Below are 14322 nucleotides of genomic sequence, written 5' to 3'. Positions count from 1 at the left end.
GGTCCGGGCGGTGCGGTTCCCGCGTTGTCCGGGCTCGTTATCCGTGGCGGGTCACGGGAGTTCCCTCTCCGGGACAGGGGCGCTGCCGGGTTTGCGTACGACGACCACGCCGCGGGGCTCCAGAACGACTCGCGCCACCGGACCAGGGGGAGGGCCGCCGGCCGTTCCGGCGAGCAACTCACCTGTCAGCGCATTCAGTTCCACCGGCTCGTCCGTGCGGTTGACCAGGAACCAGTACGCGGCGGTGCCGGAGCCGCGGACCACCAGCTCGACCCGGCCCCGTACCGCTTCCGGCAGTTCGCTGGACACATCCGCTTCCCCGAGCAGATGCGACAGGACGTCCGGAAGGCCCTCCACGCCCAGCCGGGTGGACACATGGGTGGCCGAGCCCCGGCCCACGCGGCGCCGGGTGAGGGCGGGTCGGCCGGCCAGGTCGCCCGTGCGGTAGGAGGACAGCACCTCGACGGCCGGGTCGGTGACGGTGATCCGGTCGGTCCACAGCGTTCCGGCACAGCCGTTGTCGAGTGCGACGCTCTGTCCGTCGGGCAGCGGCGCGAACTCCTCGATCCTGATGCCGAGCAGCTCGCGCAGCGCGCCCGGGTAACCCCCCAGCCAGACGTGGTCGTTCTCGTCGACGACACCCGAGAAGTAGGTGGTCACCAGGTGGCCACCGCCCTCGACGTAGTTCGTCAGCTCCTTGGCGAGGGTGCGCGGCACCATGTAGAGGGTCGGTGCGACCACCAGGTCGTAGCCGTCGAGTGCGGCGCCCTGGTGGATGACGTCGGCCCGCACCCCGAGTCCGAGGAACGCCGAGTACCAGTCGAGTGCCTCCTGCCGGTAGCGCAGCCGGGAAGTCGGGTGGGAGTCCAGCTCGGCGCCCCACCACGACTCCCAGTCGAAGAGGATCGCGGCGCGGGCGGGCAGCCGCGACGACCCGACGACCTCGCGCAGTTCGCCCAGCAGGCTGCCGAGACCGGCCGCGGCACGGAACACGTCGCTGTCGGCCCCGGCGTGCGGAACCATGGCCGAGTGGTACTTCTCGGCGCCCGCTGCCGACTGGCGCCACTGGAAGAAGCAGACCGCGTCCGCTCCGTGGGCCACATGGAGCAGCGAGTCGCGGGCCAGTGCACCGTCCCGCTTGGCGGCGTTGACGTCCTGCCAGTTGACCGCGCTGGTGGAGTGCTCCATCAGGAACCACGGGTGTCCGCCCGCGATGTTGCCGGTGAGGTTGGCGGAGAAGGACAGTTCGTCCAGGCCCTGCGGTCCCGGGTGGAGGTAGTGGTCGTTGGAGACGAAGTCCACCTCGGCGGCCCAGTCGGCGTAGTGCATGCCCTTGGTTTCGCCCATCACCATGAAGTTGGTGGTCACCGGCACGTCCGGGGTGATCCGGGACAGCAGGTCACGTTCGGCCCGCAGATAGTCCTTGAGGGCGTCGGAGGAGAACCGTTTGAAGTCGATCTGCTGGGTCGGGTTGGGGTGCGAGGCGGCCAGCCGGGGCGGCAGTATCTGGTCCCAGCCGGAGTAGCGCTGGGACCAGAACGACGTACCCCAGGCGAAGTTGAGCGCATCGAGGGTGCCGTACCGCGCGGTCAGCCAGGTCCTGAAGGCGCGGGCCGCGTCGTCGGAGTAGTCGTAGATGTTGTGGCAGCCCAGTTCGTTGGAGATGTGCCAGGCCGCCAGTGCGGGATGGCCGGCGTAGCGCTCGGCCATGGCGGCGGCCATCTTCAGCGCGTACTCCCGGAACACCGGCGACGTGGGCCGCCAGTGCTGGCGGGCACCTGGCCAGACGGTCTCGCCGACCTCGTTGACCGGCAGGATCTCCGGGTGCAGCGTGGTCAGCCACGGCGGTGGAGAAGCGGTCGCGGTGGCCAGGTCAACTGCTATGCCGCCTCCGTGCAGCAGGTCCATGATCTCGTCGAGCCACTCGAAGTCCCATACGTCCGGGCCCGGTTGGATGCGCGCCCAGGAGAAGATGGCCAGCGACACGATGTTGACACCCGCGTCGCGCATCAGCCGGATGTCTTCGTGCCACACCTCGCGCGGCCACTGTTCCGGGTTGTAGTCGGCGCCGTACGCGAACCGCTGTGTGGGGGTGCCGGCCGGCCAGCGCAGCCAGCGGGGCGAGGGGGCGGGGGTCATCGTGCTCCTTGTAAGGATGGGGGCGGGCGGCGGTTGGCAGCTCGGCTGCCAACCGCCGCCGGTGCGGCCGACGTCACTTGCCGACGTTGAAGCCCTGTTCGGTGCCGTACGTGCGGGAGGCGTCCTGCCACTGGGTAAGCCCGTCGGCCAGCCGGGTGCCCGAGGAGTACGCCTTGCCCACCTTGTCGTTGAAGATGGAGTTCGCGTACGCCTGGAACGGCAGGTACGACCAGTCGTCCGCGACATTGGCCGCCGACTCGGCGAAGACCTTGTTGGCCTGCTGCCCGCCGAAGTAGTCGAACGTGGCGTCCAGGAACTCCTTGGACTTGAGGTCGGCCGTGGTGGCCGGGAACGCGCCGTTCTTGATGCGGGACTTCACACCGGCACCGGCGTCGGCGTACTCCAGGAAGGCGTACGCGAGGTCCTTCTTGCCGCTCTTCTCGGGGATGGCCAGCGAACTGCCGCCGTTCTCGGCGCTCGCCGGGTCACCAGCCTTCCACTGGGGCAGCGGAGCGGCCCGCCAGGACCCGGCGGCGTCGGGTGCACCCGACACCAGGTTGGCCGGCATCCAGGCGCCGGTGGCAAGGGTGGCGATGGTGCCGTCCGACAGGCCCTTGTACCACTCGTCGCTCCAGCTGCTGACCGGCGCCAGCAGGTCGTCGTCGAGGAGCTTCTGCCAGGTCTTGGTGTAGGTGGTGGTCCCCGCGTCGGAGAAGTCGATGGACACGTCCGTGCCCTTGACACCGTAGGGGCGTCCGCCGGCCTGCCAGATCAGACTGGTGGTGAAACCGGCGTCGCCGGTGTCGTTGGCGATGTAGGCGTGCGGATCGGCCTTGTGCAGCTTCCGGGCCGCTTCGACGTACTCGTCCCACGTGGCCGGCACCTTGATGTGGTGCTTGTCGAAGACGTCCTTGTTGTAGAAGAGCGCCATCGGGCCGGAGTCCATCGGCAGCGCGTAGACCTTGCCGCCGTCCTCGACCGCGTTCCACGGGCCGGGCGAGTAGCTGCTCGCCAGCTTGCCCGCGCCGCGACCCGACAGGTCGGTGAGGGACTTGGCCAGCGAGAACTGACCCAGCGCGTAGTACTCGATCTGGGCGACGTCCGGCACGCCGGAACCGGCCGAGATCGCGTTCTGGAGCGCTTTGTACTGGTCGTCGCCGGTACCCGCGTTGACCAGCTTGACCTTGACCTTGGGGTGCTCGGCCTCGAAGTCCTTGGCCACCTGCTTCAGGGTGGGCTCCCACGCCCAGACCGTGATCGTGCCGCCCTTTTCGAGCGCTGCCTGCGGGTCGCCCGCGCCGTCGGTGCCGGAGTCGGAGGAACCGCAGGCCGTCAGACCGAGTGCGAGCGTGAGCACGCAGGCCACTCCAGCGGCTCTCGCGGTACGGCGTGCTTTCTTGATCATCTGTGTCATCTCACTTCGTTGTCAGTGAACAGCCGGGAACGAGAGGGAAGTCGGTGGTGCGGTTCACTCCTTGACGCTTCCGGCGGCCAGTCCCGACTGCCAGTGCCGCTGGAGAAGCAGGAATGCGGCGATCAGCGGGACGATGGTGAGGAGCGATCCGGTGATCACGAGGTTGAAGACGGGTTCACCGCCCGCGGTGGACGCCTGGTCGTTCCAGGAGCTCAGGCCCAGCGTGAGCGGGTACCAGTCCGGATCCTTGATCATGATCAGCGGCAGGAAGTAGTTGTTCCAGGTGGCGACCATGGTGAAAAGGAGCACCGTGACAATGCCCGGGGCGAGCAGGGGGAGGCTCACGGTGAAGAAGGTGCGCAGCTCGCTCGCACCGTCGATGCGCGCAGCCTCCAGCAGCTCCACGGGGATCGCGTCGGCGGCGAAGACCCACATGAGATAGAGGCCGAACGGGGAGATCAGCGAGGGGATGATCACGGCCCAGGGCGTATTGGTCAGCCCCATCTGGCTGAACATCAGGAACGTCGGGACGGCCAGTGCCGTGCCGGGGACCGCCACCGCACCGATGACCACGGCGAAGATCGCACGCTTGCCCGGGAAGTCGAACTTGGCGAGTGCGTAGCCGCCGAGCACGGCGAGAAACGTCGCTCCGCCCGCGCCCGCCACCACGTAGAGCAGTGTGTTCAGCAGCCACCGGACGAAGACGCCGTCGTCGTACGTCAAGGTGTCGCCGATATTGCTCCACAGCGCGAAATCGGCGTCGAACCACAGGCCGAACGAATGGAGCAGTCCCTGCTGGGTCTTGGTGGCATTGATGGCGAGCCAGACGAGCGGCACCAGTGCGTAGACCAGCATCAGGCCGGTGAGCACGGTGAGCAGGACGCTGCGCCGGGGCCGTCTGCCCATGGACTTCGCGTGCGGCGTGCGCAATGCGGAGGCCCGGCGCGGGCGGAGGCCCTCCGACAGAGGGGCGGCGGTCGGTGCGGAGGCTCCCATCGTCACGCTTCCTTTCGCATGCCGCGCAGTTGCACGGCGTAGGCGATGATCATGGTGAAGATGCCCATGAGAATCGCCACCGTGGCCGCGTAGTTGTGCTGCTGGCCGGAGAAGGCCAGCGAGTAGGTGTAGAAGTTGGGCGTGAAGTACGTGGTGATCGCGTTGGGCGCCAGGTTCTGCAGGATGCTCGGCTCGTTGAACAGCTGGAAGCTGCCGATGATCGAGAAAATGGTGGCGACGACCAGGGCGCCGCGGATGGCGGGAAGCTTGATCGCGGTGATGACCCGGAGCTGTCCGGCGCCGTCGATCTCCGCGGCCTCGTACAGCGAATGCGGGATCACCCGCAGCGCGGCGTAGAAGATCAGCATGTTGTAGCCCATGAACTCCCAGGTCACGATGTTGCCGATGGAGGCGAGGATCAGACCGGGGGAGAGTGGATCGGGCAGCGAGACACCGAACGTGTCGTTGATGTTGCCGACCAGCCCGAAGCGCGTGCCGTACATGAACGCCCACATCAGGGAGGCGACCACGGCGGGCACGGCGTACGGGAGGAAGATCGCGATACGGAAGAAGTTCCTGCCGTGCAGCCGGCCGCTGTCCACGGCCAGGGCGACGAGCAGCGCGAGGCCCAGCATGACCGGCACCTGAATCAGCAGGAAGAGGCTCACCCGGCCGAGGGCCGACCAGAACTGCGGGTCCTGCATCGCGCGGCTGTAGTTGTCCAGGCCGACGAACGAGGTGCCGCCGACGAGCTGGGCGCGGAAGAGGCTCAGGTAGACCGAGTACGCGATCGGCGCCAGGAACACCAGGGCGAAGACCGCGACGAACGGTCCGACGAAACCCCAGCCGACCCATGCTCGCCTGCGGTGGGGCCCCCGGGGCGGCGGGGCTGGGCGGCCCGCCGTGGCAGGCGGTGACAGCGTCGTCATGCGGTTTCCTCGCTGGTCGTACCGGGGACCTGGAATCGGGCGGAAATGAGCGCAGATGTGCCAGGGCGAGAGGGGGAGGGTGATGCGAGATGTTTACGTAAACATCGCGCGGTGAGATGCTTACACTCCTCTCGGAGGGCGTCAAGATTTACATCGATGTCACTTGACCCGCCGAAGACGAAACGTGAGGCCACGGGTGGACCAGATGATCGGCAGCGCAGGTGCGGGCGACCGGGCGGCGGCATCGGGCCCGGCCGGCGGGGCACGTCGGCAGCGGCGGGTGTCCATGGCCGATGTCGCCCGGCGGGCCGGTGTGTCCTCGCAGACCGTCTCCCGGGTCTCCAACGGGCACCCCGGCGTCGTCGACACCACGCGGCGGCAGGTCCTCGCCGCGATGAAGGAGCTTGGCTACCGGCCGAACAGCGCCGCCCGCGCCCTGAAACGGGGCGAGTTCCGCACCATCGGCATCATCACGTTCTCGCTCTCCACCACAGGCAACGTGCGTACCCTCGAAGCCATCGCGACCTCGGCGGCCCAGCACGGCTACGCCACGACCCTTCTTCCCGTGGCGATCCCCACCCAGGACGAGGTCCGCGGTGCCTTCACGCGCCTCGGCGAGCTGGCGGTGGACGCCATCATCGTGATCATGGAGGTTCATCTGCTCGACGCGGCCACCGTGTCACTGCCGCCCAACGTCGGAGTGGTGGTGGCGGACTCGGACGCCGGGGACCGCTACAGCGTCGTCGACACCGATCAGGCCGGCGGCGCCCGGGACGCGGTACGGCATTTGCTCGACCTCGGCCATGAAACGGTCTGGCATCTGGCGGGCCCCGAGGAGTCGTTCGCCGCGCAGCGCCGGACCGACGCGTGGCGGGCCACGCTTCAGGAGGCCGGCCGGGACGTACCGGCACCACTGCGCGGTGACTGGTCGGCGGAGTCGGGCTACCGGGCCGGACTCCGCCTCGCCCAGGAGCCGCACTGCACGGCGATCTTCGCGGCCAACGACCAGATGGCGCTAGGGGTGTTGCGGGCGCTGCATGAGTCCGGACGGACCGTACCCGACCAGGTCAGCGTCGTCGGGTTCGATGACATTCCGGACTCCGGCTCGTTCGTACCACCGCTGACGACGGTGCATCAGGACTTCGCCGAGGTGGGCAGACGCTGTGTCGAGGGTGCACTGCGACAGATCGGATCGGACGCGGAGGAGCGGGGCACGACGTTGGTTCCGACCAGACTGGTGATCCGCCGGAGCACGGCGAGGCCCCCGGCGCCGGCCGGCTGACGCATCCGGCGGCCGACTGGGTGCCAAGCCGGTACACGAGGGGCCGGGGCAGGCAACAGCCCCATGACCTGCGAGAGTGTTCCGATGCTTCTGAGCCCTGAGAAAACGTTGTTCGTTCGGGGTGCCACCCCCGTGCTCCTGCTTGCTGACGCGCCCATCCACGACGTCCTGCCGTTCTTGACCGCACCCGATGGGGTCGTGCCCCGGTGCGAGGGATGGACGATCGTTCCCAAGCTCACCCTGTGTGTCGTGGACGGACCCGGGGAGCACGGACTCGTCGTTCCCGCCCTTGCCGCGCCCGTGTTCGACGGGACTGGAGGAAGCTCCGGGCCGGGTGACATGGCCGACTGGTGCGCGGATGCCGAGCAAGTCGGCGGTGTGATCGTCCTTTCCCTGGACCGGCTGCCCGAAGTGCTCGATTGGGCCCGCCTGTTGGGCTCGGGCACCACCCGCGGCGGCTTCTTGCCAAGCCTGACCTGACCTGACCTCATCCATGGCCGCATCCGGGGCGGGTGGATGTCATCGACGTGAGGTTGCCGCCGGGGAAGTCCAGGACCTTCCACAGGGCGGGAGCCGTTGGTGGAACTGTCATGCTTCCGGGGTGGATGCGATCCGGCCGCGGCGGGCACTGGCTGAAGTGCCGCTGCCGCGGGCCGCTGACGGTCGGCTTGTTCCGGCGGCCGACGTCGCCGGGAACAGCCTGGTTCCGGCGCAAAGTCCCAGAGAGGTCCCACGGGTGTCGCCGCGCCCGTTCCGGCCCGCATTCTTGCTGGGCAGGCTGGGTGCGGTGACATTTCCCGGTCCGGAATTCAGATGTCGCGGAACTTACATCGCAGCGCTGCAACCTAAGGGGATGCACCCTCAGATGCCACTGACCAGCAGGGAAGTGGTTGTTGCTGGTCGTTGCCAGTCGTCGTGGGCTGCCCTCATACGGCCCAGGGGCGGCCCGGGAACTTCGAGCCGGGACATCGCCAGTTTGAGAGACGCTGACCATCTCGATGCGAACTATGAGCACGGTGGTCGCTGAGGTCTGCTGGGCACGTCAAACGGTCGCTTAGGGCCGCCGGTGGTCAGGAGTGGTTGCGGTGGTTGCTGTACTTCCCTGCTGTAGAGCACTCGCTGACCGCCGCTTTAGGAGTTCGATTGTTCCCCGCCCTACCTGGCACGCATCTGGCACGCTCGGTGTGGACCAACAGGGGAGCCTGTGTCAGCGGTTGGTCCCCTCGGAGATCTGCCGGGCCAGCTCGTCGACCACTTGCGGCACGATCGGGTGAGCCCCTTCTTCCTCCAGGGCGAGGACAAGGGCCTGCCGGACTGTTGAGTACGGCTGCCCCGTGTGCGTCGCTCGCGTACGGTCGACGCCTCGTTCCATCTTCTTCAGGAACGCCGACACCGCAGGCATGGCCCTCTCGTACTCGCTCGGGTCCGCAGTCATGGTCAGAGCCGACCAAATGGGCAGGCCTCCGTCAACCGCGCCAGAGCCCTAGCTTGGAAGATCGCGCAACTGGATGGGGGCTGACCTGACGAGACTCTGACCTGCTCGTTCCGGGGGCGGTCGCTGTAGTTCCCCGTCCGGTACTGCTGGATCCGGCACGTGGAGGGCACGCACGGCTTGCTGTCGCGCTGGCAGCCCTGGCCTCTCGTCCGATGTCGCATGTGCTGGAAACCGGCTGGCGGGTGCCGCACGGTCGCCATCACGGTCGTACAGGCACAGGATGGACGTAACGAAGCTAGCAAGCGACTCAGCATCCGCCGGGACGCGGCAGTCGGAAGGAGGCACGACACCATGCCCCAGTTCATGGACGTCCACCACGGAATGAAGGGCCTCACGGCCGACCAGCTGAAGGAAACCCACAAGGCCGACCTGGCCATCGAGAAGGAGGAAGGCGTCCACTTCGAGAAGGCCTGGGCGGACCCGGAGTCTGGGACTGTCTACTGCCTCTCTGAGGCCCCCTCGGCTGAAGCGGTCCAGCGCATTCACGAACGCGCTGGTCACCGGGCCGACGAGATCCACCCAGTTCCCCTGACCGTGTGAAAAAAGCCCTCTGCCCACGGAGAACCTCAGGCGGGGGCAGCGGCGGCGGCTGTCGATGGGCGCGGATCCGCAGGCCGTGGTCGAGGCCGCCCGGCCGGTGGCCGAGCACCACAGCCAGACCGGCTTCGGGTTCCTGCCGCCCGGCAGGTGCTCGGCCTGGAGGCGGATCAACGTGCTGTGCAGGATGGGCAGTTCCTCCTGCGAACGTGAGGCCGTCAGCCACATGGGCCGGCTGCTCAGGAAGCGTCCCGGTCGCCAGTGACCGCCCCCGTTGATGTCACTTCTGGATGTCGAAGGCCCCCAGCCTCGACCGGCTGGGGGCCTTCGTACTGGTGGGCGCGGACGGTTTCGAACCGCCGACATCTGCTTTGTAAGTTCGACCGGCTAACCACGGCACGTGGCATTCGACTTGCAACTAGGGATTCGGCAGGACCGCAGGAGCGTGCAGGGGGTTGCACTTGTACGTCCATGTTGCCGTCAACTACTGCCGTCACCACTACGCCCAGCACGCTCTTCCTCTCCCTGGCAGCCAAGGCCGGCAGCTGCCTAATCCTGCGTAGGGAAGGGAGCGCCCCAAGCGCGCACCGTCAGCAGCGGTGAGGCGTTCGCGGTCGCGGTTTCCGCGCGTAGCCGGAGTAGCCGAGGAACAGCTGGGGAACCCGCGCCGCTCCCCCAGCCGAGTCGGGCCGACCCGCAGACCGGCGCCGGTTGTTGAAACCGTGCCGCAAGCCCAGGTGTTGGTGGACACGAGTTATGCAACAACGACTTATCAACAGGTAGTGAAGTAACTACACTTGGTTGTCCGATGTCGGACCTCGGAGTGTTGATGATCAAGCACACTCGCATGACGCGTTCTAGGCTTTATGTCCTAATTGACTCTTTTGAGTCTGATTTGAGACGAATTCTCATCCGCTATATCTTGGACCATCTTCCAGAGGAAGAAGCCCTAGGCCCCAACTTCAAGCGGGCTAACGATCGCAGAGAAGCGGATGGCGGGGACGCGGATGTCTCTATCGCGGAATATCTGGATCTGCGGGAATGCTACGACATTCTGAATCGGCACCGCGATTCACTACCGGGTGAGCTATCACGCGAGTTGCGCGCAAATACTGTTCACATGGATTCACTCGTACCCATTCGAAATCGAGTGATGCACGGCCGCCCCCTTCAAGAGGGCGACGCCGAGAACGCGATCTCCGCAACAAACTCCTTTACTTCTCGCTTTTGGCAGAGTACAAGAGACACCCTTGAGCATCTTTACGCGGACCCCAGCTGGGAGCCCGCTTTTGGCTCCATCGCTAAACGCTCAGACAGGGTACTCCACAACCTTCCACTGCCGGAGTTCGACGAGACGGGGCTTGTTGGACGTTCACGCGACTGTCAAACGATTGTTGATCATCTGCTACGCCGCCGCGAGACCATGATTACCATTACGGGAGAAGGCGGTATTGGGAAAACCGCTCTGGCACTTCAGGCGGCCTACAGCGTGCTGGATGCACCTGAGGTACCTTACGAGTGCATTCTTTGGGTTTCCCTCAAGACCGAAAGATTGACCGCTAACGGCGTAGAAACCATCGTCGATGCGGTTCGCGATGTCACTGGAGCCGTCCATCAGTTGGGAAGGGTTATCGTTGATGAATTCGCGGGTACCGTTTCTGATCTAGCAGAGATGCTTGAGGGGGTCGAAACGCTGCTAATTGTCGATAATCTAGAAACCGTTGACGGCAGCGAGATCATCGCCCTGTATGAAGCGCTTCCGGACAGTGTGACTTATTTGTTGACCAGCCGTATCGGTGTTGGGCAACTAGAGCGCAGGGTCCGACTGGGGCCGTTGCGTGAGAAAGATGCCGACAACCTCTTCCGATCCTTCTCGCGCGCTCGCGGAGTTGATTGGATGGCCGAACTTAAACCCGACACAGTGAAGGAGGTTGTAAATCGGCTGAGGTATAGCCCACTTGCAGTGCGATGGTACATCCTCAGCGTGGAATCGGGCGCGCAACCGAACCTTAAGCTGCTTCAGCAGGATGAACTAATTAATTTCTGCGTGCGATCCGTATACGAAACATTGGGAGAGATAACCCAACGACTACTGGTAGTCCTGTACTCGCTCGAGCGCGTAGCTACATTCGATGAGCTGGCTATTCTGACCGAGAATTCGATCGACGAGCTTCGTCGAGCAGTGCAGAAACTAGTTAGCGGATCCATGGTCATTGTCAGCCCAAGCCCAGATAACGCTCTGGTTTCCCATATTGGCCTGACGGAAGCAGCGCGACACTTCCTTAGTTCCGTGGAGCCACCGCGCACGGCTGAGATCGGACAAATTCTTAGTCGAGAGCAAGAAATTCGCAAAGGCGAGGAGCTACGTCGGGCCGATGAGGCTCAGCGTGAACTGGCGCCCGCAGTGGTGCATGTTCGGAACTCTCACGATGAGCCGACTGCACACTTGCTTCGCATGGCTTTCAAGATCTCTTCTCGAGGGAACTTCGAGAAAGCGAGAGAGTATGTAACGAAGGCTCGTCAGCTCAATCCAGAGTTTTGGGAGGTGGATAGGGTTGACGGCTTCCTATTGTCTACCAAAGGTAGGATTGACCAAGCAACCGCCGCCTACAATTCGGCGCTACGGAAGGCCTCCCCTGGAAAGGAACGTGCAGTAGTTTGCCACTTTCTAGCCGGGCATCTAGCACGCAAAGCGCATGACCTTACGGCCGCTCTTCCCTACTCACAGGAGGCTCACGATTTCTTTGGCACTGCAGAAACTGGGCATTCGCTTGGAACTATTCACCTCTGGCAGCGCGAATACGAGAAGGCGCAAGAGTATCTCGTCTGGGCACTAGAAGAAGTCGAAGAAACAGGTAAGCTGTACAGAATCATCCTGACTACGCTGATCGACTCGTGGCGCAGGTGGGCGGAACATCTACTGGAGAACGATCTCCGGCCCGTGGAGGCAAGTCACAACGCACATACGGCCTTTTCGTTAGGGGTGCAAGAGCTACGCAGAGGCACATACGACTTGAGGCTGGCCGCCGGCGCACTTGAGGGTGCCAAAGTCTTCATGCGCGCAGTAACAGCAACAGGGGCATTGAATCCTCCCTTCGAAGGGAAAATGTACCTCTTGCTTCGGGACATCGAAGCTCACATCGATCTCTTCGAAAAGTGTCAAGCTTGGGGTCAAGTTCCAGGTCACGTGGGCAAGATTTTCCGTGCACGGAATGTTTCCGATCGAATTCGAGAAGTATGCAGTAGCCTTGTAGGCGGTTCTGGCTCTCAGAGTGAAAATTCTGACTCCCAAGAGGGTCTCTCAGGGCGCGTCAGTGGATGGCTAGGAAGGTATGGCTTCATCGCGCACCGCGATTTCCCCAGTGATGTTTTCTTCCCTGCGTCGGTGGTTCGCGACCTTGCGGCGAGAGGTGAAGAAATCGACCTGACGGGTTGCCAAGTGCGTTTTGACATCGACGAGTATGAAACGGGTGCTCGTCCACGCGCTTCTTGGGTTCTTATCGTCTCTGGGACTGGCAACTGATGTAGTGGGGATCCCTAGCCGTGAGGGATCGGGAGCGATTCATTGGGAGTTCGTCGAGGTTCCTCCGGCAACCCACACGCAATGGTGGAGCCTCACCAGCTCGACTCGTCAACGCCTGTCCGCCAGTGATCCAGGTGCAGCCGTCATGTCCTTGAATCCGAGTTCCGCCCGTCCGGTTGGCCTCTGTGACAGCCAAGTTGTCTGGCGACCGGCCGGGACTTGGCACCCGGCCTGCCGGGCATCGGGCTGGGCCGGGTGGCGGTCCCGGCGTGCGCACGTATTCGAGAGCCGCGTCAGAGGGTTGGTCAGCGTTCTACCCAGAACGTGAATGAGTGTCCCCTTGGTCTTGCTCTACGCGGATCCGGACCAGGTAGGCGCCTAAAGGAGCCGACCGCCGCAGCCACAGGAGGTTCCCCCGCGACCGATCGCTGACCAAGTACCCGGCGGGCAGTACAGACGAGGAGGGCATGGCAGGCTTGAGACAACTACGACGGAGAGAGGGAAGAGGCGTGTCGCAGCAGGCTAGCCCTCGCGGGACCTTCCTGAAGATCGCTGACGTGGTCAGGGCTCACATTGACGCCGACGAAGAGATGACCGAGCTGCCGTCGGCTGCTGACCTGATGCGCGAGCACGGCGTATCCCGCGGCGTCGTGCTCCGGGTCTTCGGTGCTCTCCAGAAGGAGGGGGTCGCGGAACCGGTGCCCGGCGGACGCTGGCGGGTGGTTCGGCGTGGGGAATCCGTCGACCGCCGGCCGCTGGCCGAACGCCTGGCTGACGTGATCACAGATGACGAAATCGCGGTGGGGTCACCCTTCCCCAGCGCGTCGGCACTGTGCGCGCGCTTCGGCGTCTCGCGGCCGACGGTAAGCAAAGCGCTCGACAAACTGCAGGCCGCCGGACTGGTGTCAGAAGGGAAGCAGGGGAAGCAGCGAACGGTGCTGTCCCTGCCGAACCGAAAGGAGAGTGCCAAACCTTGAGTTCCACGGCATTGGCTGCCTGGGCCTACCCCCTCGCCGAATCGCTGCTCTCCGAGCCCCTGCCCCGCCGATGGGCTCATTCACAAGGGGTCGCAGAGAGAGCCCGTACGATCGCCTCGATCCTGGGGTCGGACGCGGACCTCTTGGAGGCAGCCGCAGTTCTGCACGACATCGGCTATGCACCCGACCTCGCCAAGACAGGCTTTCACCCGATGGACGGCGCACGGTACCTCCGGCACGTCGCCCAAGCGGACGAGCGGGTGGTGCGCCTCGTGGCTCACCACTCCTGCGCTTGGATGGAGGCAGAGGCACGCGGGCTCCGCGACGAGCTGGAGGAGGAGTTCCCTCGGGAGCACCCCCACCTCGCCGATGCGCTCTGCTACTGCGACATGAACACGACGCCGGACGGCAGGGCGACGAACCCTGTGGACCGGGTGAACGAGATCGCGGGTCGCTACGGCCCGGACAGCCTGATCGGGACATTCATCCGGCGCGCAGAACCGGAGATCCTCGCCAGTACTGCGCGCGTCGTAGAACGGCTGTCGGCCGCCAAGCGTCAGCCGACGTAAGGCGCGGTTCGCGTCCGATCCATCGCGTGCTCGATCCTGAGCCGCATGGTGGGGTGAATGTCGAACTTCACGAGGTCCGCTGGGGAGACCCAGCGGACCTGTGTCGTTTCGTCGCTCGTACGAACCTCGCCGCCGACCGGGCGAGCACGGAAACAGATACTGAACTGCTGCCGTGCCTCTCCGTCGTCGTACAACATCACGTGTCCGGGGTCGGTGTAGATCCCCGACATGTCGACGACCTCGGCTTTGATTCCTGTCTCTTCCCAGATCTCACGCACCACGGTGTCGCTGATGGACTCGCCCACATCGTGACCACCGCCTGGCAGCGCCCAACGGCCGTTGTCCGAGCGCTGGATGAGTAGGACGTGACCCGCTTCGTTCTGCACGAACGCCACGACGGAGGGCACGACCGAGTTGGCCGGCGGGCCGTCGGGGTCGTGAAGGTAGTCGATGCGTCCCAT

At 64.9% G+C, this 14322-nt stretch carries 13 protein-coding genes; 7 read left to right on the top strand and 6 right to left on the bottom strand.

Annotation, left to right across the window (positions count from 1 at the left end):
- Positions 1-51: 51 nt before the first annotated feature.
- The 4 genes from OG972_RS10400 to OG972_RS10385 form a co-directional block, all read right to left on the bottom strand.
- The gene (locus OG972_RS10400) at positions 52-2139 is read right to left on the bottom strand and encodes a beta-galactosidase (protein ID WP_266980361.1); all 2088 of its coding nucleotides are present in this window, start codon (positions 2137-2139) and stop codon (positions 52-54) included.
- Between the two features lie 73 nt (positions 2140-2212).
- Entirely contained in the window at positions 2213-3544 is a 1332-nt protein-coding gene (locus OG972_RS10395; RefSeq protein ID WP_266980359.1) for an ABC transporter substrate-binding protein, read from the bottom strand.
- 63 nt (positions 3545-3607) lie between these two features.
- Positions 3608-4549: a carbohydrate ABC transporter permease gene (locus tag OG972_RS10390; protein WP_266980357.1), complete on the bottom strand. Its 942-nt coding sequence runs from the start codon at positions 4547-4549 to the stop codon at positions 3608-3610.
- Between the two features lie 2 nt (positions 4550-4551).
- A complete protein-coding gene (locus tag OG972_RS10385) occupies positions 4552-5478 on the bottom strand; it encodes a carbohydrate ABC transporter permease (protein WP_266980355.1) in 927 nt (308 codons plus the stop codon).
- A gap of 286 nt (positions 5479-5764) precedes the next feature.
- Between OG972_RS10385 and OG972_RS10380 the strand changes: the two genes are divergently transcribed.
- On the top strand, positions 5765-6760 hold the full coding sequence (locus OG972_RS10380) for a LacI family DNA-binding transcriptional regulator (protein WP_266990388.1): 996 nt from the start codon (positions 5765-5767) through the stop codon (positions 6758-6760).
- Positions 6761-6892: 132 nt separating this feature from the next.
- Positions 6893-7240: a hypothetical protein gene (locus OG972_RS10375; RefSeq protein ID WP_266980353.1), complete on the top strand. Its 348-nt coding sequence runs from the start codon at positions 6893-6895 to the stop codon at positions 7238-7240.
- A 727-nt stretch (positions 7241-7967) separates the two neighbouring features.
- Here OG972_RS10375 and OG972_RS10370 read toward each other — a convergent pair.
- The gene (locus OG972_RS10370; protein ID WP_266980351.1) at positions 7968-8195 is read right to left on the bottom strand and encodes a hypothetical protein; all 228 of its coding nucleotides are present in this window, start codon (positions 8193-8195) and stop codon (positions 7968-7970) included.
- A gap of 351 nt (positions 8196-8546) precedes the next feature.
- On the opposite strand from OG972_RS10370, the gene OG972_RS10365 reads away from it, so the two are divergent.
- From OG972_RS10365 to OG972_RS10345, 5 genes are all read left to right on the top strand, one after another.
- Positions 8547-8795, top strand: a complete 249-nt coding sequence (locus OG972_RS10365; protein WP_266980349.1) for an SCO4226 family nickel-binding protein — start codon at positions 8547-8549, stop codon at positions 8793-8795.
- Positions 8796-8850: 55 nt separating this feature from the next.
- On the top strand, positions 8851-9057 hold the full coding sequence (locus tag OG972_RS10360) for a hypothetical protein (RefSeq protein ID WP_266980347.1): 207 nt from the start codon (positions 8851-8853) through the stop codon (positions 9055-9057).
- 564 nt (positions 9058-9621) lie between these two features.
- Positions 9622-12315 carry an NB-ARC domain-containing protein gene (locus OG972_RS10355; protein WP_266980345.1) on the top strand — a complete coding sequence of 898 codons (2694 nt, stop codon included), beginning with the start codon at positions 9622-9624 and terminating at the stop codon, positions 12313-12315.
- Positions 12316-12824: 509 nt separating this feature from the next.
- Complete coding sequence (locus OG972_RS10350) at positions 12825-13292, top strand: GntR family transcriptional regulator (protein WP_266980343.1); 468 nt, start codon at positions 12825-12827, stop codon at positions 13290-13292.
- Positions 13289-13861 carry an HD domain-containing protein gene (locus OG972_RS10345; RefSeq protein ID WP_266980341.1) on the top strand — a complete coding sequence of 191 codons (573 nt, stop codon included), beginning with the start codon at positions 13289-13291 and terminating at the stop codon, positions 13859-13861. Before OG972_RS10350 ends, OG972_RS10345 begins: the two co-directional genes overlap by 4 nt.
- On the opposite strand, the gene OG972_RS10340 is transcribed toward OG972_RS10345, so the two are convergent.
- Positions 13849-14322 (bottom strand): NUDIX domain-containing protein, encoded by a 474-nt coding sequence (locus OG972_RS10340; protein WP_266980339.1) that lies wholly within the window; start codon positions 14320-14322, stop codon positions 13849-13851. The two genes, OG972_RS10345 and OG972_RS10340, sit on opposite strands and share 13 nt — an antisense overlap.

It is taken from the genome of Streptomyces sp. NBC_01669, from assembly GCF_026339735.1.
Lineage (GTDB): Bacteria > Actinomycetota > Actinomycetes > Streptomycetales > Streptomycetaceae > Streptomyces > Streptomyces yanii.
Note: the sequence above shows the minus strand (reverse complement) of the source record. Positions and strands in the feature narration are given on the sequence as shown.